Source organism: Legionella fairfieldensis ATCC 49588, from assembly GCF_000621525.1.
GTDB classification, from domain to species: domain Bacteria; phylum Pseudomonadota; class Gammaproteobacteria; order Legionellales; family Legionellaceae; genus Tatlockia; species Tatlockia fairfieldensis.
On record NZ_JHYC01000025.1, the window covers coordinates 1 to 21,216 of the forward strand.

Sequence of the window (21,216 nt, forward strand, 5' to 3'; positions counted from 1 at the left end):
TCATCAAGCTTGCTATATGAGCCCCCATTTTCAGGTTTTAATTTTTCGTCAGTTGCCCAATCCGTTAAATGTTGCCGGACTGTTTCCTCATGGATTCGTAAGGCTTGTGCAATCGCCTTGTTTTTCCAACCTTCACTTTTCAATAGCACGGCTTTTATACGATCGCGTATGCGACCATCGTCTTCATAACGGTGGCGGAGTTCTAAATCTTTTTTTTGCTCGTCACTGAGCGGCTGAAATCTCATGGCCGTATTTGTAATCCATTTCAGAAATAATTTCCAGTACTTTCAATGGCGATGGGTATAGAATAAGTTTTAAATTTAATGAAAGGATAGTTTTGTGCCTAAAAGTAACGGTTATTTGGGATTAGCTCTTCTTGTTTTAACGAGTTCAGTCTGGGCGGTACCGGATAAAACACAATTGGCGGTGTGGGCTAATGAAGCAATAGTTGCTACGTACAGCTATGACTATAAAAATTTTTTACCACGCCAAAAGGAAATCGCCAAATATTTCACAGCAGAGGGGTGGATTGCTTATAGTACTGTATTTAATGCCTCCAGGTTACCTGATACGGTAAAAGCGAATTCTTATTATGTGAGCGCTGTGGCTACATCGCCTCCCGAAGTTAAAGAAGTGGGCGCGAACCAATGGCAAGCGGAGATGCCTTTATTGGTTGTTTATAAAAACCCGCAATATCAGCAACAACAACATTTGGCGGTTACAATAACGTTTACTCCGGTTGCCGCTGGTGGTATTCGTGGACTAGCCATTACCAGTTTACAATCGCAGGTAACCGCCCCTGCTTGCCAATGTCAACCCGTCTCTACGACAGAAACCCCAGCAGATGGGCAGCAACAATTGCCAGATGCAGAGCAATCAATCCCAGCAGTAAAGCGATAATCCAGTTTAATTTACGAGGAATAGTGATATCGAGTACCGCTTGTTGTGGATCGTTAGGATTATAGTAGACATCGATCGCTTCATTTTTTTCATAGGCTATTGCAGCGCGATAAGCAACTCGGCGGGCGTAATAACTATAAGGGCTGTTATGCGCCGTATCAAGAAACAGGTATTCGCTCTGAAAATCCTGATCAAAAACCTGATAAGTATAACTAATCCGGGGCCATATGCGATGGTTTTCATGGGTCCATTCAAATCGGACAATACGACCTTTGGTGATTAACCAACCGTTGGTTTTTGTCAAATTTTGTCTTTCATACCAGAAATGTCTGAGCATGGATAGCAAAAATAGTAACCAGATAATATCAAGCAATCCTCGCACGGACATTAGCCAATTTGCCACATGGTTTCCTATTTAACAAGTGAGTTTCAATTATCGATAAATCCGACACCTTATCACAGTACGCATGAATGGGAGACAAAAAATAAAATACTTTTTCGTTGCTGTTCCAATGTTTTTCCGCAATGCTATCAGTAGAAATTAATAAACAGGTAGCAAAAAGTAAAGCCCCCAGTAGTTTGTGGCCTTTCCTGTTGATATGCATTAGGAGCAACCTCCTGTCTGCTTATAATTAACTCTATGTGTTAATTATAAGACAAATTCATAACGACGGATTTATTTTATCACTCTTGTCGTAATGGCTCATCTCGGTATAATCATTTGCACCAACGCGCGGAATGAAGGAGTCGCAATGATTGCAAAAACACCGTTACATGCCAGCCATCTGGCAATGGGTGCCAGGATGGTAAATTTTCATGGGTGGGAAATGCCGTTGCATTATAGTTCACAGTTAGAGGAACATCATTTTGTCCGTCAGCATGCTGGCATGTTTGACGTGTCCCATATGACTATTATTGATGTACTCGGTGCGGGTGGGCGGCAGTTTTTACGCAAATTGTTAACCAATGACGTTGATCTGCTTGAACACACCGGTCGAGCGCTTTACAGTTGTATGTGTAATGAACATGGAGGAATAATTGATGATCTGATTGTTTATCAGCGCGCCCCCGATAATTATCGTATTGTTTTAAATTCTGCTACTCGCATTCGTGATTTGGCCTGGATACGGCAAAAAAGCGAAGGGTTTTCCGTGGGGTTACAAGAGCGTAATGAATTGGCGATGCTTGCCGTACAAGGGCCTGAAGCACTTTGCAAAACAATGAGTATTCTTACTCCTTCCCAGATTGATGCCGTATCGACTTTAACCCCTTTTGAATGTGTTGATGTAGAGAACTGGTTTTTCGCTCGTACAGGCTATACAGGAGAAGACGGTCTGGAAATTATTTTACCTCAGGAAGAAATTGCCAGTCTCTGGTCTTCACTCTTGCATGCAGGTGTAAAACCCTGTGGTTTGGGGGCACGCGATACTTTGCGTTTAGAAGCAGGAATGCTCTTGTATGGTCAAGACATGGACGAGACAACGACTCCTCTGGAGTCAGCACTGGAATGGGTGGTCAAATGGCAGCCGGAAGACCGGGATTTCATTGGTATGGGCGCTCTTTTATCGCAAAAGGGCCAGGGAATAAAACGTAAACTGGTTGGTCTGACTTTACAAGAGAAAGGTGTTATGCGTACAGGCCAGCGGGTAATCATTGAAGGACAGGCAGATGGCATTATTACCAGTGGCTCTTACTCACCCACTTTAAACCAATCCATCGCGCTGGCACGCGTACCGACAGGAAATTATACGGAGGTTAAAGTGGACATTCGGGGAAAACTCCTTACTGCGTCTATAGGCAAGACAAAATTTGTTAAACGAAGTTAGGGATATACTGTGTATATAATAAGAAGGATATAAACAATGACTGATTTGAAATTTACGCGCACTCATGAATGGTTACGCCTGGAGGGTGAAGAGATGGTCGTGGGAATTACCGAACATGCTCAGCAATTGCTCGGTGATATGGTTTTTGTTGAATTGCCCGAAGTGGGAGATGAAATTAATGCAGGAGAGGAGTTAGGAGTAGTTGAATCGGTAAAAGCGGCTTCTGATTTTTACGCGCCGGTGAGTGGCCAGGTTACTGCCGTTAATCAGGAAGTCAGTGAAAATCCGGCGTTGGTTAATAGTGACCCTTATGGCACAGGCTGGCTCGTTAAAATAAGACCGGCTAATGTCACTGAATTAAATGGTTTGCTCAATGCTGATCAATATCAAAACGAGATAGCAGAGGATAATTAATCATGCCTTATATTCCACATACTGCCGCTGAAATAGAAGCCATGCTAGCCAGTATAGGTGTCGAAAATACCCGCGAGCTATTTGATGAAATTCCGGATTCTTTATTGTATGGCGGTTTTAAACATCTGCCAGCGGGTATGAGCGAAATGGCAATGCTTAAAGAAGCCGGGCGATTGGCCAATAAAAACCAGCAAGGGCTTTGTTTTGTCGGTGCAGGTTGCTATGACCATCATATTCCAGCTGCTGTGTGGGATCTTGCTTCTCGTGGAGAATTTTTAACAGCCTACACTCCTTACCAGGCTGAAGCAAGTCAGGGGACACTGCAGTTGCTCTACGAATATCAGACAATGATAGCGGAACTGACAGGAATGGATGTGGCTAATGCATCAATGTATGATGGAGGTACTGCTCTTGCAGAAGCAGTATTGATGGCAGTTCGCATCAACAAGCATAGCAAAACTAACCGGGTACTGGTGGCCGGAACGGTTCATCCTTTCTATCGCGAGACTCTGGAAACGATTGTCCGTACTCAGCACATCGAAGTTATTACGTTGCCTTTCGATGAAAAACAGGGCATTACAGCGCTCTCGGCTCTGGAAAAATACCAGAAAGAAGATATTACAGCACTGGTTATTGCTCAGCCCAATTTTTTTGGTTGCCTTGAACTCGTTGATGAACTTACCAATTGGGCACGGGCTAATCAGGCCATTAGTATTGCTTCAGTTAACCCCGTTTCACTTGCCTTGCTGAAACCACCTGGCGAATGGGGTAACGAAGGTGTGGATATTGCCTGTGGCGAAGGTCAGCCTTTAGGTTCGCCGATGGCTTCAGGCGGACCGTACTTCGGTTTTTTCAGTACGCGTATGGATTATGTGCGACAAATGCCGGGGCGTTTGATTGGACGGACTGTAGATAAAGAAGGAAAAACAGGATATACACTGACTTTACAGGCTCGTGAGCAGCACATTAGACGAGGTAAAGCCACTTCCAACATATGTACCAATCAAGGGTTACTGGTGACTGCGGCCACGATCCATATGAGTTTATTGGGCGCGGAAGGTCTAAAACAGGTTGCTCTTCAATGCCATCATAATACTCACCACCTGGTTACAGCATTAACAGCAATCGCTGGTGTCGAAGCTGTTTTTTCTGCGCCTCATTTTCATGAAAAACTGCTGAGACTTTCCCGGCCAGTTGATGAAGTACTTCAGCAATTACGGGATAAGGGTATTATGGGCGGTTATGCAGTGGAAGCGCATTATCCCGAACTGCGTGATACCTTATTGGTTTGTGCTACAGAGATGCGTACCGAAAGCGAGATTGCACATTATGCCACTTCACTTAAGCAAATTATGGATAAGCGAGGGAATTAATGTTTATTGTACAGTTAACCTATAAAACACCAATAAGTGAAGTAGATAAATATTTACAGGCCCATCGTGAATTTCTTGATTACTATTACAAACAGGGTCTACTGATTGCTTCAGGCCCCATGAAGCCCAGGAAGGGCGGAATTATAATTGCTGTGACTACTGACAAAGCGCAATTAGAATCTATTTTACAACAGGACCCCTATTATCTTGCCGAGATTGCAGATTATCAGCTGATTGAGTTTACGCCTGTTAAACATTGTGAAGCGCTTAAGGAAATGATTCAAAAAACGGAGGGAAAATTATGCTGATTTTCGAACGCTCTCAGATGGGTCGTCAGGCATTTGCCCAAGTTCCACGAGCAATAAAACAACCAACACTGGCTATTCCTGCCCGATTTTTGCGCCACACGCCGCCGCGGCTGCCAGCCTGTTCCGAGCTTCAGGTTGTTCGCCATTTTACCCGGTTGTCCCAAAAAAACTTTGCAATTGACAGCAATGTTTATCCTTTGGGTTCTTGTACAATGAAATATAATCCTCGTGGGGTACATAAAGCAGCGTCTATTTCAGGCTTTAGTAATCAACACCCTCTGACTCCGGAAGAAGCAAGCCAGGGTTTTCTCCAGGTATTGTATGAATTGCAAGAGTATCTCGCGGAAATCACCGGCATGTCGGGCGTTTGTCTTACGCCAATGGCCGGTTCGCAAGGAGAATTCGCCGGGGTTGCAATGATCAAAGCTTATCATCAGTCTCGCGGTGAGACGTCGCGGAATGAAATTCTTATTCCTGATGCTGCTCATGGTACTAATCCTGCCTCAGCGGTTATGTGCGGTTTTAAGGTCATTGAGCTTGTCACAACAAAAGAGGGCGATCTTGATTTAGACGAGTTGCGTAGTAAGGCAGGTCCTAACACAGCAGGTATTATGTTGACCAACCCTTCCACCCTGGGTTTGTTTATGCGACAAATTAAAGAAATTGCTGCGATTATTCATCAGGCAGGCGGACTTCTTTATTACGATGGTGCCAATTTAAACGCAATTTTAGGTCGGGTAAGGCCCGGCGATATGGGTTTTGATGTTATGCATTTGAATTTACATAAAACCTTTGCTACTCCACACGGTGGAGGTGGTCCTGGTGCAGGCCCTATAGCCGTAGGAAAGCGTTTGTTGCCTTATTTGCCTCTCCCGACAGTTCTTAAGGAGAACCAGACTTACCGTTGGGCTACTCGTAATGACTATCCCCAAAGTATTGGTCGACTATCCTGCTTTATGGGTAATGCCAGTATCTTGTTACGTGCCTATTTTTATATTCGCGTGCTGGGAAAAGAGGGATTATTGCGTGTCTCTGAATTCGCTACGCTTAACGCCAATTATTTACTTGCCAAACTTGAAAAAGCAGGGTTCAGTCTCGCTTATCCGGGACGGCGCGCAACTCATGAATTTCTTGTAACCTTAAGTCAAGAGAAAAAAAACTTTGGTATAAGCGCAATGGATCTTGCCAAGCGCCTGCTTGATTATGGTTTTCACGCACCAACAACGTATTTTCCTTTGTTAGTGCCGGAGTGTTTACTGATTGAACCGACAGAAACAGAATGCAAGGAAGAACTTGATGGCTTTATCAGTGCGATGCAAGCTATCCGTCATGAAGCCGAAATTAATGCGAGCCTCTTAAAAGATGCACCCCATTCCTTACCTGTAAAACGTTTGGATGATGTAAAAGCAGCAAGAGAACTGGATCTGAATTATTATAAACATGACGAGTGAAGGGTAATAAAATAATAGAGGAGAGAGTCTACAGTCAAATTTTTACTTAAATAAACGGGTTAAATTTAGTGGTTAATTGGATTATACTGAATTGCAATAGGACTATTAAATTAATACATTGAATACACAGTCAATCTCTGCATTGTTTGCCCGGCACGAAGTTTATGACGATATGAACCTGGTTTGTGCTTATGAACTTGTTTATCAGGATAATGAATCGTCATGTGATACTATCGATTCGAGTGAATTGGAAGAGAGAGCAACCTCTTTTGTTCTCTCTCATCTTTTCACTGATTTGGATATTAATACAGTGATAGGTTCTCATTCTGCTTATATTAATTTCACTCGTAACCATCTCTTACAGAAAATTCCACTGCTGCTTCCCAAGGAAAGAATTATCATCGATGTATTGGCGAATACTATTATTCTTGATAAAACGTTATTGAACACCATGAGATCCCTTCGCAAAATAGGCTACAGGTTTTCATTGAATAATTTTATTTTTCGCGAGGAGTTGATGCCTCTTGCCAGAATTGCTGATGTTATAAAAATTAATATTTCGCAGTTGAGTGAATATGAAATTAAAACACAATTAAATTTGCTTCGGGGTTTCAGAGGTAAATTGCTGGCAAAAGAAATTAAAAATCGCGAGCAGCTTCAGTATTGTAAAGAATCAGGATTTGATTTCTTTCAGGGATTTTTTCTTAATTATCCCTATATCGTTCAAGGTCAGGTTCTTACGGAAAATAAAACCTATTTGTTAAAATTGTTTGGAGAGCTTTATCATCCTGATGTTAAAATGGAACGAGTCGAAGAAATAACCTTACAGATTCCTACCCTCAGTTACCGGATTCTAAGACTTGCCAATTCTGCTTCCATGTATCAAGGTAAGAAGTTTGAATCGCTTATGGAAGCCATTCAACAACTCGGGCTTGTGCAAATAAGAAACTGGATTAGTTTACTTTTAGTTTCCACTCTGAATAATGTTGCTTATGATTTATTGGAGCGAACGTTAATTCGCGCTAAAATGTGTCAGGTTCTTGCTCGCCGTTCGGGTATAGCAAATCCGCATCAGGCATATACTGTGGGGATGCTTTCTACTCTGGATGCGATTTTAAATGAATCCATGTCAGCCTTGTTAAGTAAAATTTATCTAAGCGAGGAGTTTAATGAGGCTTTATTAACACACAGCGGCGTGCTCGGTTATTTACTGGCAATGGCCTATGCTTATGAACAGGCTGACTTTAATAAGCTGACACTTTCAAAATTTACCGTGGAAGAGTACAGTGATGCTTATTTGCAGGGAATCGATTATGCCAATAAGGTCATGGATATTTTATATTAAATTCCATTCAATCAATTAAAAGCGGTAATTCTCCTTCGAGACTATTTTCTCCGTAACATATCTTTTTTCAAATAATGCAGCGATTAGTAACTCCTTGTTTTAAAATAAATAAAAAAGTCTTTGCGTTGTAAAAAAAATAAGTTATAAAGAACATACCTGTATCAAGGATTGACAGGTTTTAGGTTTAGTGTCAGCGCCTGGTTTTTGTTGAAGCCATTGGGCTGTAGTGAAGCTAATATGGCCGCAATGGTACGTCACAATCTAAACAGGTTGAGAGTAAAACATTTTCATTAGAGAGAAATTTACTAGTGAAAATACAGGGTCTTGCAAGATGCAAGCGTTGGCCACCGATCCAAAAGGTGGTGTATCAACTGACAGAACTATTTTCATGGAGTGAAAAATGAACAGCAAAGTATTTTCACAACGTTTTAATCGAGAGTTGGCCTTATTAGGTTTTCCAGAGGAGCTGTCTGAAAAAATTAAGGCAGTAGCTAAAGTCTTTGGCGTTTCACGCCATTTAGCGAATGCGATGATTTTTGGGTACATGCTCCCTTCCATGAGTCAATTAGACAAAATAGCTAAAGTACTTGAAGTTTGTCCGCGATGGTTAAGTGGCGCTACGGATAGAAAAAAAGCGTATGCCGAACTGGAGGAAGCAGAGGACGTGTAGTCTGAGGCTAATTGCGGTATAATATTTTCCAAAAGGTCCTCATGATGCTTATGGCATCATGAGTTCAGGTATTTTCACAGGTTATTTATATCATGGAATGCTTAAGCTATTGCATTGCCAATACAATTGATTTGACACGTCTCGATGCCTATTTTAAAACTACTTTGCCTGGTTATAGCTCAGCCAGATCAAGAGATGTTTTGAAGCTTGGCCGCAGTGATGATTGCATTACTTTGTTTGTTTTTAAAAATGGTACAGTGGTGTCCTGGGGTATTAAACGGTATCAGATTAGTACTTATCTGGACATTATCAGGCGCTTTGCTGATAAACCAATATCTTTTTTAGTTCGGGATGAGTTCAGTTATCGGACGGGCGATAAAACAGCCATAGAGCCTCATGATTTTTTTGATGTAGATTGTATCACTATGGATGTTGACAGTGACGAATTAAAATTAAGTTTTTCCTACGGGTTTTCGCAATCCGTGAAGCTACAGTATTTTGAAACTATCATTGAAGCGCTCATTGAAAAATATAATCCCATGATCCAAAGTCTCTCCAATAAAGGGGAAATGCCTGTGAGTCGCAATCATATTCGGCAGGTCATTGGTGAAATTCTGGGTGCCAAAAGTGAAATGAATTTAATCAGTAATTTTCTTTATCATCCAAAATATTTTTGGCAACACCCTACCCTTGAAGAATACTACACTATGCTGGAGCGTTATTTACATATTCAACGTCGTGTAAATGCTATTAATCATCGTCTGGATACGCTTAATGAAATTTTCGATATGTTTAATGGCTATCTGGAAAATCGCCATGCCCATAATCTGGAAATTATTATTATTGTGTTAATTACGATAGAAATTATTTTTGCTGTTCTTAATTTTCATTTTTAAACTTTTATTAAGTGAAAGAGCATGGAAACGGTTGCCAAATCGGTTCTTCTTTGTGTAGGATAAATTTTTGGTCTCGAACTGTCGGTTCATGACGTTAAAATCCTTTTTTTTGAGTTACTCCTCCCTTAAAACAGAAGTTTTAGCTGGAATAACTACCTTTTTAACAATGGCTTACATTGTTTTTGTGAATCCTGCCATTTTACATGAAGCGGGTATGGATCAGGGCGCAGTATTTACTGCAACCTGTCTGGTCACTGCGTTTGCTTGCATTCTAATCGGCTTTCTGGCTAATACTCCTATAGGCGTAGCGCCGGGTATGGCTCTTAATATTTATTTTTCCTATAGCGTTGTCCAAAGTATGGGAATTGATTGGCAACATGCTTTGGCAATGGTTTTTATTTCGGGGCTGTTATTTTTTCTTCTTAGTTTAACGATGCTGCGTCGTTTATTAATTGAAGCAATTCCCAACAATCTGCAAATTGCTATCCTTATAGGAATCAGTTTGCTTATTGCGCTAATAGCGTTACAGTCGAATCAGATAATTATTAGTGATCATCATACGATGGTACGGTTGGGTAATCTGCACAGGCCGCAAAGTTGGCTATTTTTATTAGGTTTTTTATTAATTCTGGTGCTTGATTATTATTGCATTCCTGCTGCTATCATAATAGGCATTCTTGTTATCAGCGGAATAAGTTTGTTATCAGGGTTGACTTCCTGGCAAGGTTTGGTTGCTTTGCCACCCTCCATGCAGGCTACTTTCTTTAAACTGGATTTTTCAGGTTTATCCAGTATAACGGCGCTTAAAGCGATATTTACGTTCTTTCTAATTGCTGTTTTTGATGCAACGGGCACCTTGATAGGTCTACTTAATCCGTCTATTTTTAGGAAACAACCGGATTATCAGCAACGATTGAGTAGAAGTTTAACAGCAGATGCGGCTGCTTCTGTTGTAGCCGGTTTATTAGGGTCAGCAAGTACTTCTCCTTACATAGAATCCGCTGCGGGTATTCAAGCTGGCGGGCGTTCGGGTTTAACTGCATTAATTATTGCAGGTGGCTTTCTATTGCTGCTATTTTTTTTCCCTCTGGCACAGATGATTCCCAGCTATGCTGTAGGACCTGCTTTACTCTATGTGAGCTGTTGTATGATGAAACATTTGGGAGCATTAAAATTAACAGACATTCGAGAAGCTGCTCCCTGTATGATCACCATTATGATGATCCCTTTTACTTTCTCTATTGCTGACGGCATTGGCGGAGGGATAATCCTTTACACATTCTTACAGCTGCTGACTCGACAAACCGTTAATTGGTTATTAATTAGCTTGACTATTATTTTCATCGTGTTTTTTTTAATCAGTTAACGGGGTCTTTTGTTTGCAATACGCTTATTCCGTCTATGTGCCTTAGTGAAGTAGCATGGATTTCAAGAGATAAAATTCCCAGGTTCCCTATTTATAAAAATGTTTACTATACTAAAAAATAGAGAAAAAGAGCTTTGTTCCCGACAAAAAATAGCTATTAACGGGAATCGCTGACTTTCGTTGGCAATTCCGTATTCCTGGAATGGTTTGTCCGGTACAAAGGAAAAGGAGAGGATGATGGCCAGGAAGAAAAGTAAAAACGAGCGAATTGGTATTTTTGCAATTATTATTCTTATCGTTCTGGCTATAATTGGACTTTATTTCTCTTCTCATCCTGCCGCGGTTGCTACACAGAATTCTCGTTACGCGCCTGTACCCGCAGAGGCACCTACTCCTTTATCAAATAATAATTCTTGAATGAACTCGTCCATCGGCCAGAAGATTTTGTATGATAGGACTTGTGAAATCATCTCAACGCAATAAAATAGAATGATTTACTTATTGATTGAAATCTCATGCTTATTTGCAATAATCAGTTAAGTGCTACTCAGCTACAAGCAGTAGATGTCCTGGCGGCTTTATGCCATGGTACAGATGGTGGTCTGCCAGCACTATATCGTCATATTCTGGAACAAAAACGAATTACGGATAATAATGTACTTTATTTTCAAGAGAATAATTTACTGGGTTTTTTGAGCGTTTATTTTTTTTATGCTGATGCGTGTGAAGTAAGCATTCTGGTGGCTCCGACCCATCGTAGACAGGGTATTGCGAAACAATTACTGCGCGCCATTCTGCCCTTACTTACGATAAAGCAAATTACCACCCTGATTTTTTCTACTCCCCCTGTAATTAATGAAACCTGGTTGACCCGCCTGGGGTTTCACTATCGTCATAGTGAATATCATATGCAACGGCAGAGTTATGAGCCTGTTTTACTTACCAGACAAGTGCTTTCTATAAAAAAAGCTACTCCCGAGGATATTCCGGCCTTATGCGCTATTGATGAACGTTGTTTTAAGGAAAAGCAAGACAACATGCCCGCACGTTTTGATAATCTGCTAAGCGAGGGTAATTACACCTTGTTGCTTGCTTATCATGGTGAGAAAGCGGTGGGTAAGGCTCACATTCGTTGGCACGCAGAAGAGACTATTTTATCGGATATAGCTATTTTACCTTCTTATCAGGGGCAGGGTTGGGGAGGTGAGTTGCTCGCCTGTTGTATTAATCATGCTTTAATGCAGGGTAAAACCAAACTCGCACTTGATGTGGAAACATCCAATCACAATGCGCTTAATCTTTATACACGTCATGGCTTTAAATCAGTCAATGCTACTGATTACTGGACAGCTCCTATTGATAAATTACACAATTTTTCTTAACTATATATCTCTGTTCAGTTCAGGTATTATAACATTGGTGACAGTGGTCAACGACATGGGTTAGTGAATCTGCCCTGTACCTGAGTAGGGTGCAAATAAAATAATACAAGCACGAACGAATTCGTCTTGACAGTTTTTCTGCCGCGCCTTTAGTATTGCTGTTTATCGCGGAAGGAAGCGCTAAGAGGGTAAGGAAATGAAAAAACGGGTTGTAATCACGGGGATGGAAATAGTTTCCTCCATTGGCAATAGCCTTGAAGCGTTCTGGCAGGCAGCAACGACTGGACAATGTGGTATTAAACGTATCCAGCTTTATGATCCTGCACCGTATACCACGCAGATAGCCGGAGAAATTACTAATCTCTCATTAGAGGATTTGCCTGAATTTAATAAAAGCAAGCGATATCCACGGGTTGCTCAATATGCACTTTATTGTGCCCATTATGCCATTCAACGTTCAGGCTTGACTCCTGTTGAGTTGGCTAATGCCGGTACCTACGTGGGCACCAGTCTTGGAGGGACGCCTGAACTTGAGGCTGCTTACGAGGTTTTTTATCGAGAAGGTTGGAAGAAAATTCCTGCTTTAAGTGTCATACGCGGAATGCCCAATTCAGTTGCCAATCATGTGGCGATTGCATTTGGTTTAGGCGGACCCAATTCCACCATTTCAAACGCCTGTGTTTCTTCTGCTGAAGCGATAGGTTATGCCTATCAGCAGATTGCACAGGGTAAACTGACTACCGCGTTGTGTGGTGGCACCGAATCTCTCTTGTGGGAAAGCATCATGGCTGCCTGGTGTAAGTTACGTGTGATGTCGACTCAGAATGAAAACCCTCAGATGGCTTGTCGTCCTTTTGATAAAAATCGAGATGGTTTGGTTATGGCTGATGGGGCAGGCATTTTAATTCTTGAGGAGTTGCAACAGGCAAGGGCAAGAGGTGCCAGTATTTATGCTGAAATCATTGGCTTTGGAGCGAGTTGTGATGCTCATCATATTACTGCGCCTGACACCCAGGGACAAATTCGAGCGATCCATGCTGCCCTTGACGATGCCAGACTGGCTGCGAGCGATGTGCAATATATTAATGCGCATGGCACAGGAACCCAGTTAAACGATCTTACCGAAACGGAAACCATTAAAACAGTGTTTGGCAAACGTGCCTATGAAATACCTGTTACCGCACAAAAAGCGATGACTGGACATGCCATTGGTGCGGCGGGTGCCATGGAAATTATTGCTACAACCTTAAGTTTGAAGAACGATCTGTTGCTACCTACAATCAATTTGTATAATGCCGATCCTGACTGTGATTTGGATTATGTAGCCAATCACGCGCGTCCAATGCAAATAGATATCGCATTATCCAATCATTTTGCTTTTGGCGGTGCGAACGCAGCACTGCTCTTGCGCCGTATGTAATGATTAAAATTCAGACGATCTTGCCACGGCAATGTTAATTTATAAAAAGCGCTCGTGCAACTTCAATTACATCACGCTATAATCGTCCTATTTTTGTATGATTATTAAAGGTCAAGTGATGAATGCTGCGTTGTCTGAGATAGCCCATTTAGTGCGGGGGCAGGTGATAGGTGATGAGAATATTATTATTTCTACATTAGCACCCATTGATAATATTATTACAGGCGCGCTTGTTTTTGCAGAAGGCAAAGAAAATTTACAATTGGCTGAAAAATCCGTAGCAGCGGCTCTTCTTGTTAACGACAGGACAACCAGTGAGGTAAAATCAGTCATCCAGGTGGATAATCCTTTTAAAGCATTTATCCAGTTACTTGATCATTTTAATCCTGTTAAAAAACCAGTACCGGGCATTCATCCTACAGCAGTGATTGCTCCTGATGTTCGTTTGGGTAACAACATTTCTGTGGGTCCTTATGTCATTATCGAGTCAGGGACAATTATTGGCGATAATTGTGTAATTAAAGGACATGTGATGATCGGTGAGCATGTTACAATTGGTGCAGATACAACCATTCATCCTCATGTCACGATTTACGAACGATGTCAAATTGGTGCCAGAGTCTGTATTCATGCTTCAACGGTTATCGGTTCTGACGGTTTTGGCTATACTTTTGTTGATAATCACCATATGAAAGTCCCTCACATTGGTAGCGTTGTTATTGAAGATGATGTCGAGATCGGCGCTAACACGGTAGTAGACAGAGCCACCTTGGGGGCAACAACAATTGGCGCCGGGACAAAAATTGATAATCTGGTGCAGATAGCTCATTCCGTTAAATTGGGTAAACATAATATTCTCTGCGCGTTTACAGGTATTGCAGGCAGCACTACCAGTGGAGATCATGTCGTTTTTGCCGCTAATGTAGGAGTCAGTGATCATGTTCGGATTGATGATGGCGTTATTTTGGGCGCCCGTGCCGGTGTGCCGCCCAAAAAACATCTCAAACAAGGCAATATTTATTTAGGCAATCCTGCACGACCTAAAGATAAGGCTATCGAGCAGGAATTATCTGTAACTCGAATTCCATTAATGCGAAAAAATTTAAAATCAATCAGTGACAAAGTGACCGAATTAAATAAGCGTTTGGCTCAGTATGAGAACAAAGAACAATGACAGCGCCTTTAATTTTAATTGATGGATCCTCATATTTTTTTCGTGCCTTTCATGCGCTGCCGCCACTGACCAATTCAAAAGGACAGCCAACCGGTGCTATTTATGGTGTAGCCAATATGGTTAAACGGCTCATCAAGGATTATCAGCCAGAGCAAATTGCCGTCGTTTTTGACGCGAAAGGCAAAACTTTTCGCGAGGAATGGTATCCTGAGTATAAAGCGCATCGTGCACCCATGCCTCCTGATCTCGGCAATCAGTTTCAGCCGCTGATAGATATATTGGAAGCAATGGGTTTACCTTTGCTTATCGTTGAAGGAGTCGAGGCCGATGATGTAATTGGTACCCTGTCTCACCTGGCAACGGCCCAGGGACAGCCAGTACTTATTTCCACCGGCGATAAGGATATGGCTCAACTGGTTAATGAGCATGTGACGCTTATTAATACAATGAGTAATCAGATTTTGGATGTATCGGGTGTTAAGCAAAAATTTGGTGTACATCCGACACAATTTATTGATTATCTGACATTAATTGGTGATAGTGTCGATAATATTCCTGGTGTCACCAAGTGTGGACCTAAAACAGCAGCAAAATGGCTGGAGCTCTATCAAACCCTGGATAATGTTATTGCCCATGCGGAGGCAATGACGGGCAAAATCGGGGAGTACTTGCGTGCAAGTTTGGCCCATCTACCTTTATCAAAGAAGTTAGTTACTATAAAGACGGATGTTGTTTTACCTTTAACCCTGACCGATCTGAAGCTTAAAGAAGCGAATCGTGATCAATTAATTCATTTGACCCAGACGTTGGAGTTTAAGTCCTGGTTAAAAGAATTATTAGGGCAAGGAGCAATGGAGCGTAGACAACCGATAGCTGTCATTCCTGAGGCGGAGCGACAAGAAAATTTTACTGTGATATCGAGTGATGCTCAATTTGCGGATTGGCTTTCGCAACTGGAGTCCTGCGCCTTATTCTGTATTGATACAGAAACGACTGGTCTTGACGCAATGAATGCGGAAATTGTGGGTATTGCTCTAGCTATAGAGGAAGACAAACCAGCCTACATCCCACTTATTCACAAAGATGGCAGTGAGCAATTATCGCGTGAAAAAGTATTAGAAGCATTAAAACCCATCCTTGAAAATGCCAATATCGGTAAAGTGGGTCAGAATTTGAAATACGATTACAATGTCTTTAAAAACCATGGGATCCATCTGCGGGGTATTCTATTTGATACAATGCTTGAGTCCTATGTACTCAATTCCAGTGCAGGGCGTCACGACATGGATTCTCTGGCATTAAAATACCTTGGTCATAAAACCATCAGTTATGAGGATGTGGCTGGTAAAGGCGCGAAACAGCTCCGTTTTGATGAAATAGCAGTCATTGATGCTGCTCCCTATGCGGCGGAAGATGCCGATATTACGTTTAAGCTGCACCATAAATTATTTCCCATGCTTGATGAGCCATTAAAATCAGTTCTGCAAACGATTGAAGTGCCCTTGCTCACTGTATTGGGCGATATGGAATACCAGGGTGTGCTTGTTGATGAGAAAACGCTGGCACTTCACGGTGAGCGTTTAAAGGAACGCATGATAGCATTGGAAGAGGAGGCTTTACATTTAGCCGGAAAGCCTTTTAATTTAAATTCGCCCAGGCAGTTGCAGGAAATTTTATATATCGAACAACAGTTACCTGTCCTGGCAAAAACACCGAAAGGGCAGCCTTCCACTGCGGAGTCGGTGCTACAGGAGCTTGCTTTTGATTATCGTTTGCCAGCGATTATTCTTGCCTATCGTAGTTTAAGTAAACTCGTATCCACTTACATTGAAGCATTACCCAGGCGAATAAATCCCCGAACGCAGCGCGTTCATACTTCTTATAATCAGGCTATAGCCGCGACCGGTCGTTTGTCTTCCAGCGATCCTAATTTGCAAAATATACCTATTCGCAATGAGGAAGGTCGATTAATTCGTAAAGCATTCATTGCGCCTCCCCATCATTACTTATTGGCAGCGGATTATTCCCAAATTGAATTACGTATTATGGCGCATTTATCACAGGATGAAAATTTACTTAATGCGTTCGCTAAGGGCTGGGATATTCATGCGGCAACGGCGAGTGAAATTTTTCAGATCGAACTGACGGAAGTAAATCATGAACAGCGCCGCCGAGCAAAAGCGGTTAACTTTGGGTTGATTTATGGGATGTCTTCTTTTGGTCTGGCCAAGCAATTGGGCATCGAACGTCAAGATGCACAATATTATATGGAGCGCTATTTTCAGAGATATCCAGGGGTTTTTGATTACATGGAACGCGCCCGTAAACAGGCCCGTATTCAGGGCTATGTTGAAACGCTGTTTGGTCGCCGTCTTTATGTACCCGAAATTAATGCACAAAACATGGTGCGACGTAAAGCGGCAGAACGCGCGGCAATTAACGCACCGCTCCAGGGAACAGCAGCTGATATTATTAAGAAAGCAATGCTGGCAATAGCGACATGGCAGGCAACACGCGATGATGTAAAAATGATTATGCAGGTGCATGACGAATTGGTTTTTGAGGTGCATGAATCGGCGCTGGATTCGACAAAACCAATCATTCGTGAGTTAATGGAGAATACCGTACAGTTATCTGTACCCTTGCAGGTATCGATTGGTGTAGGGCGAAACTGGGATGAAGCCCATTAATTTCTGTTAATCAATTTGGAATAGTTGGTGGAGACTAATTTTATGCGATTTTTTTTCATGGCTTTTATGGCAATAATAGGGATTGCCTCTCCCGTATTGACAACTATCGCAGCGGTTAGTGAAACAAATTCTCCCGCAGGCTTAAATCTTGACTGGCGAGATCTTACTGTCTCGCCCGGCCATAATTTCTATGCGTATGCCAATGGAAACTGGCAAAAACAAAATCCTGTTCCGCCGGATTACGCCATTTGGAGCAGTTTTAATGTGTTGCAGGAAAAAGTGCAAATTATTATTCATCAAATGCTTATTGCTGCCGCTAACGATAAAAATGCTGTACCGGGAAGTATTGAACAAAAAGTAGGTGATTTTTATTACAGTGGTATGGATGAAGTGACCATTAACAAACTAGGTGTTGAACCCTTACAACCTGAATTTGATCGTATTGCTGCTTTAAAAAATACGGTTGACATGCAAAAATTGATTCCCCATTTACATCTGCTGGGTGTAAATGCTCTGTTTGGTTTTTCCAGCATGCAGGACTTTAAGGATAGCCAGGAGATGATTGGTGCGGCGATACAAGGAGGTCTTGGTTTACCGGATCGAGATTATTATTTAAAAGACGACATAAAATTTCAGCAAATTCGCACTGCTTATGTGCAACATATTGCAAAGATGTTTGAATTGTTGGGTGATAGTGCAGATGAAGCGGCGCGTGAAGCCGCTACTGTGATGACTATTGAAACGACGCTTGCGAAAGCATCCATGTCTCAAACTGATCAGCGCGATCCGCATGCTATTTATCATATGATGGATCTACAACAACTGGCTAAAATCACACCGGATTTTTCCTGGCCGCGATATCTCGAAGGCATGGGTCAATCGAGCCTTAAACGTCTTAATCTGGCGATGCCTGCTTTTTTTAAATCTCTGAATGAGCAACTGAAAAAAGTACCTCTTGCGGATTGGAAAACCTATTTACGCTGGCACTTAGTGGATACCTTTGCTTCTTATTTATCACAGCCTTTTGTTGATCAGAATTTTCATATGAACTCTGTATTAACGGGTACGGAAAAATTATTGCCGCGCTGGAAACGCGTGGTAAGCACTGAAAATAGTGCATTAGGCTTTGCTATTGGCAAGCTTTATGTAGAACAATATTTTCCTCCAGCGTCTAAACAGGCGGCGATAGAAATTTTGCGCACTATTCGCCAGGCATTACATAAAGATTTACAAACATTGAGCTGGATGACACCAGCCACTCGACAGGCTGCGTTGAAGAAATTAGCGTTGATGGAAGAGCGCATTGGTTATCCAGACAAATGGCGGGATTATTCCACTTTAAAGATTGATCGTGGCCCCTACGTACTTAATGTAAGTCGTGCCAGTGAGTTTCTGGTTAAACGCGATCTCAATAAGATTGGTAAGCCAATTGATAGGAGTGAGTGGGCTATGCCACCCCAAACCATCAATGCTTATTATGATCCATCAATGAATAATCTCAATATACCTGCCGGGATTTTGCAACCGCCTTTTTTTGATCCCACAGCCCCTGCCGCTGTTAACTATGGAGCCATTGGTTTTGTGATGGGGCATGAAATGACGCATGGTTTTGATGATCAGGGCGCGCAATTTGATGGTGAAGGTAATTTAAAAAACTGGTGGACTGCTGTTGACTTAAAAAAATTCAAAGAAGCAACGGCCTGCATCATCGAACAGTTTTCTAACTACAAAGTCGATGGTGATTTGCCTGTACAGGGTAAATTAGTTGTTGGTGAAGCAACGGCTGATTTAGGTGGCTTGACACTTGCTTATCATGCGTTTCATGCATCCAGATTTTATAAGGATGCGAAAACCATTGCCTCTTTAACCCCTGATCAGCAGTTCTTTTTAGGTGCTGCTCATGTTTGGGCTGCCAATATTCGACCTGCTCAGGCACGCAATTTAGTAACTACCGATCCTCATCCTCCCATGCTATATCGAGTCAATGGTACATTGGCCAACATGCCACAGTTTCAGACAGCCTTCAATATTGTGGCACCAAGTCCTATGATCAATAAAAAACGGTGTGTTATCTGGTAAGACGAAACAATAACTATGGAATACCAATTAGTTTCTACGAATGAAAGTCACGCTATTAAGCAACTGTGGCGTGATAAGAAGTGAAATACTTCCTGCCAAAGTAGTAGGTAACCACAGTGCAAGATGAGCAAGAATAGCAAAACTTGCTGCTTTTTCAGGAATTGCACCGAGCAGCGAAATAGCGGTAAAACTGGCTAGATGAAAAGGCCCTATATAACCGGGCAAAGAAGGAATAAGCGTGGATAAGGCCGTAATAGCCATGACGATCATCGCCATCGGTAAATTAACTTCCAGTTTAAACCCTTTTAATAACGACCAGAATAAACCCGCATCAGAAAGCCATATCAATAAAGAAAAACTTAATAAATTCAGAAACGTTTTTGTTCGTGCCAGAGCTACGAAACCATTCAGTACACTATAAATTGCCTCGAACCATGTTGCCCACCGAGACTGAGTTGTTTGCAAAGAGACTGCATAGAAATAACCGGCTAATTTTTTGCTAAAAAAAAGTACAAGAATTAATGTACAGGCCCCCACAGCACCAAGGCTGATTAATAAATTGGCAACCCATTCTGGTAATTGAATTTCCTTTACTATCCACAAGCCAAAGGTCAAACACACCAAGACAGTTAACAGATCAATTAAACGCTCCATGACAACAGTACTGGTTGCCGTAGCCTTGCTAATACCGATCGCTGCAGGAAATACAAAAGCACGCATCAGATCGCCACAACGCAGCGGTAAAAGATTATTCATGGCAATCGAACCTAGAAAAGGGGCGACACAACTGGTAATTTTTATAGTTGCTTTAGCGGTACGCAGCATCCATGCCCAACGAATAATTCTGCAACAATAACCCAGGATTAAAAAACTTAAACCAATCAATAAATAGGCCCATTCGAATTGCCTAATAGCGCCAACAATCGTTTTCCCATTAATTTGTCTGGCAATTAATGTGAGACAGGCAATAGTAATAAAAGCACCGGTAATATAACGTATATATTTTTGTGTTTTTTTGAAAAAAGAGATCTTCATATTGGTCAGGATATCAGACATTAGCATTCCTGTTACCAAACATTTCCAGAACCGCTTGATTCCACTGATCCGGCTGTTCCAGATTAGACAAGTGCCCAGCGTCAGCTAACACAATCAACTTGCTATTCTTGGCTAAGGCTTTCATGTTCGCACTTTGTTGGGGAGCAATAATGATGTCTTTGTCGCCTGTGATAATTAAGACGGGCAATTTTGTCTGGGCAAGAAGAGTAGAGCTATCCTTGCGTAAAGCCATTCCACGTAAAGCGGAGGCTATGGCAGTGGGTGTTTGTGTCACTAAAATATTTTGCAGGGTCAGTTGTGTGTGTTCTGGTGCTTCAGAAGATAATGCATAAAATAAAAAGTCATGGACGAGTCGATCGGTTCCTTGTGTCAGAATTGTTGCTGCAATTTCTTCGCGCCGTTTCTTTATATCTGGATCGTCAGCAAGTGTTTGTGTGTTCGCCAGGATCAGACCATTCATTTTGTCTGGATATTTTGCAAGAAACGCTAAGGCAACATAGCCTCCCATCGATTCACCGGCAATGATTGCTTTTTTTATATAGAGTTGATCAAGTAATAGAGCTATTTCATCAGCATAATCAGTCATTGTTATCGCTTTTCCTGTGGTACTTTCTGAATGGCCAAATCCCCACGGATCAACACTAATAATCCGAAAATGCTGTTTTAAAGCTTCTTGCTGCGGAAGCCAGATTGTTTTATCAGCAGGAAAAGGAGGTATCAACACCAACACTTCACCTTGTCCTGCATCCGAATAGGAAATAGATTTAGTATTCAAAAGAGAGGATGCACAAGAAAAACTCATACTACTCCAATAAAGGATAAAACAAAACCAGAAAGGAAGGTATTTTAGCTTTTCAGTCGAAATC

Annotated in this window: 20 protein-coding genes; 16 read left to right on the top strand and 4 right to left on the bottom strand. The window is 41.8% G+C overall.

Going from position 1 to position 21,216, the window contains the following annotated elements; translation table 11 throughout:
* The coding region (locus T345_RS0107665; protein ID WP_028388827.1) for a helix-turn-helix domain-containing protein at positions 1 to 245 on the bottom strand (245 nt) is incomplete at its 3' end.
* Positions 246 to 339: 94 nt separating this feature from the next.
* Here T345_RS0107665 and T345_RS0107670 point away from each other — a divergent pair.
* Positions 340 to 900, top strand: coding sequence for a DotI/IcmL family type IV secretion protein (locus T345_RS0107670; protein ID WP_028388828.1), 561 nt, complete (start codon positions 340 to 342; stop codon positions 898 to 900).
* On the opposite strand, the gene T345_RS0107675 is transcribed toward T345_RS0107670, so the two are convergent.
* A complete protein-coding gene (locus tag T345_RS0107675; protein ID WP_341272472.1) occupies positions 824 to 1,303 on the bottom strand; it encodes a DUF3592 domain-containing protein in 480 nt (159 codons plus the stop codon). The genes T345_RS0107670 and T345_RS0107675 overlap by 77 nt on opposite strands.
* Positions 1,304 to 1,652: 349 nt before the next feature.
* On the opposite strand from T345_RS0107675, the gene gcvT reads away from it, so the two are divergent.
* From gcvT to T345_RS0107755, 15 genes are all read left to right on the top strand, one after another.
* Entirely contained in the window at positions 1,653 to 2,726 is a 1,074-nt protein-coding gene (gene gcvT, locus T345_RS0107685; RefSeq protein WP_028388831.1) for a glycine cleavage system aminomethyltransferase GcvT, read from the top strand.
* Positions 2,727 to 2,762: 36 nt separating this feature from the next.
* Positions 2,763 to 3,140 carry a glycine cleavage system protein GcvH gene (gene gcvH / locus T345_RS0107690; RefSeq protein WP_028388832.1) on the top strand — a complete coding sequence of 126 codons (378 nt, stop codon included), beginning with the start codon at positions 2,763 to 2,765 and terminating at the stop codon, positions 3,138 to 3,140.
* A gap of 2 nt (positions 3,141 to 3,142) precedes the next feature.
* A complete protein-coding gene (gene gcvPA, locus T345_RS0107695; RefSeq protein ID WP_028388833.1) occupies positions 3,143 to 4,513 on the top strand; it encodes an aminomethyl-transferring glycine dehydrogenase subunit GcvPA in 1,371 nt (456 codons plus the stop codon).
* On the top strand, positions 4,513 to 4,821 hold the full coding sequence (locus tag T345_RS0107700; RefSeq protein ID WP_028388834.1) for a YciI family protein: 309 nt from the start codon (positions 4,513 to 4,515) through the stop codon (positions 4,819 to 4,821). Before gcvPA ends, T345_RS0107700 begins: the two co-directional genes overlap by 1 nt.
* Positions 4,815 to 6,272, top strand: coding sequence for an aminomethyl-transferring glycine dehydrogenase subunit GcvPB (gcvPB, locus tag T345_RS0107705; RefSeq protein WP_028388835.1), 1,458 nt, complete (start codon positions 4,815 to 4,817; stop codon positions 6,270 to 6,272). The genes T345_RS0107700 and gcvPB overlap by 7 nt, the downstream gene beginning before the upstream one ends.
* Positions 6,273 to 6,390: 118 nt before the next feature.
* Complete coding sequence (locus T345_RS0107710; RefSeq protein ID WP_028388836.1) at positions 6,391 to 7,617, top strand: EAL and HDOD domain-containing protein; 1,227 nt, start codon at positions 6,391 to 6,393, stop codon at positions 7,615 to 7,617.
* A 400-nt stretch (positions 7,618 to 8,017) separates the two neighbouring features.
* Positions 8,018 to 8,287, top strand: coding sequence for a transcriptional regulator (locus tag T345_RS0107715; RefSeq protein WP_028388837.1), 270 nt, complete (start codon positions 8,018 to 8,020; stop codon positions 8,285 to 8,287).
* 92 nt (positions 8,288 to 8,379) lie between these two features.
* Positions 8,380 to 9,183 (top strand): RMD1 family protein, encoded by an 804-nt coding sequence (locus T345_RS0107720; RefSeq protein ID WP_028388838.1) that lies wholly within the window; start codon positions 8,380 to 8,382, stop codon positions 9,181 to 9,183.
* Positions 9,184 to 9,271: 88 nt separating this feature from the next.
* On the top strand, positions 9,272 to 10,549 hold the full coding sequence (locus tag T345_RS0107725; RefSeq protein ID WP_035918486.1) for an NCS2 family permease: 1,278 nt from the start codon (positions 9,272 to 9,274) through the stop codon (positions 10,547 to 10,549).
* A 234-nt stretch (positions 10,550 to 10,783) separates the two neighbouring features.
* On the top strand, positions 10,784 to 10,966 hold the full coding sequence (locus tag T345_RS0107730) for a hypothetical protein (protein WP_156935635.1): 183 nt from the start codon (positions 10,784 to 10,786) through the stop codon (positions 10,964 to 10,966).
* 98 nt (positions 10,967 to 11,064) lie between these two features.
* Positions 11,065 to 11,931 (top strand): GNAT family N-acetyltransferase, encoded by an 867-nt coding sequence (locus tag T345_RS0107735; protein WP_028388841.1) that lies wholly within the window; start codon positions 11,065 to 11,067, stop codon positions 11,929 to 11,931.
* Between the two features lie 196 nt (positions 11,932 to 12,127).
* Entirely contained in the window at positions 12,128 to 13,351 is a 1,224-nt protein-coding gene (locus T345_RS0107740; RefSeq protein ID WP_028388842.1) for a beta-ketoacyl-[acyl-carrier-protein] synthase family protein, read from the top strand.
* A gap of 118 nt (positions 13,352 to 13,469) precedes the next feature.
* Positions 13,470 to 14,525, top strand: a complete 1,056-nt coding sequence (gene lpxD / locus T345_RS0107745) for a UDP-3-O-(3-hydroxymyristoyl)glucosamine N-acyltransferase (RefSeq protein WP_028388843.1) — start codon at positions 13,470 to 13,472, stop codon at positions 14,523 to 14,525.
* Entirely contained in the window at positions 14,522 to 17,215 is a 2,694-nt protein-coding gene (gene polA / locus T345_RS0107750) for a DNA polymerase I (RefSeq protein WP_028388844.1), read from the top strand. The genes lpxD and polA overlap by 4 nt, the downstream gene beginning before the upstream one ends.
* Before the next feature lie 42 nt (positions 17,216 to 17,257).
* A complete protein-coding gene (locus T345_RS0107755) occupies positions 17,258 to 19,294 on the top strand; it encodes a M13 family metallopeptidase (protein WP_028388845.1) in 2,037 nt (678 codons plus the stop codon).
* A 27-nt stretch (positions 19,295 to 19,321) separates the two neighbouring features.
* Here T345_RS0107755 and T345_RS0107760 read toward each other — a convergent pair whose 3' ends face one another.
* Both T345_RS0107760 and T345_RS0107765 read right to left on the bottom strand, forming a co-directional pair.
* Complete coding sequence (locus tag T345_RS0107760) at positions 19,322 to 20,350, bottom strand: lysylphosphatidylglycerol synthase transmembrane domain-containing protein (RefSeq protein WP_051555199.1); 1,029 nt, start codon at positions 20,348 to 20,350, stop codon at positions 19,322 to 19,324.
* Positions 20,343 to 21,152, bottom strand: coding sequence for an alpha/beta fold hydrolase (locus T345_RS0107765; RefSeq protein WP_242604592.1), 810 nt, complete (start codon positions 21,150 to 21,152; stop codon positions 20,343 to 20,345). Before T345_RS0107765 ends, T345_RS0107760 begins: the two co-directional genes overlap by 8 nt.
* Between the last annotated feature and the right edge of the window lie 64 nt (positions 21,153 to 21,216).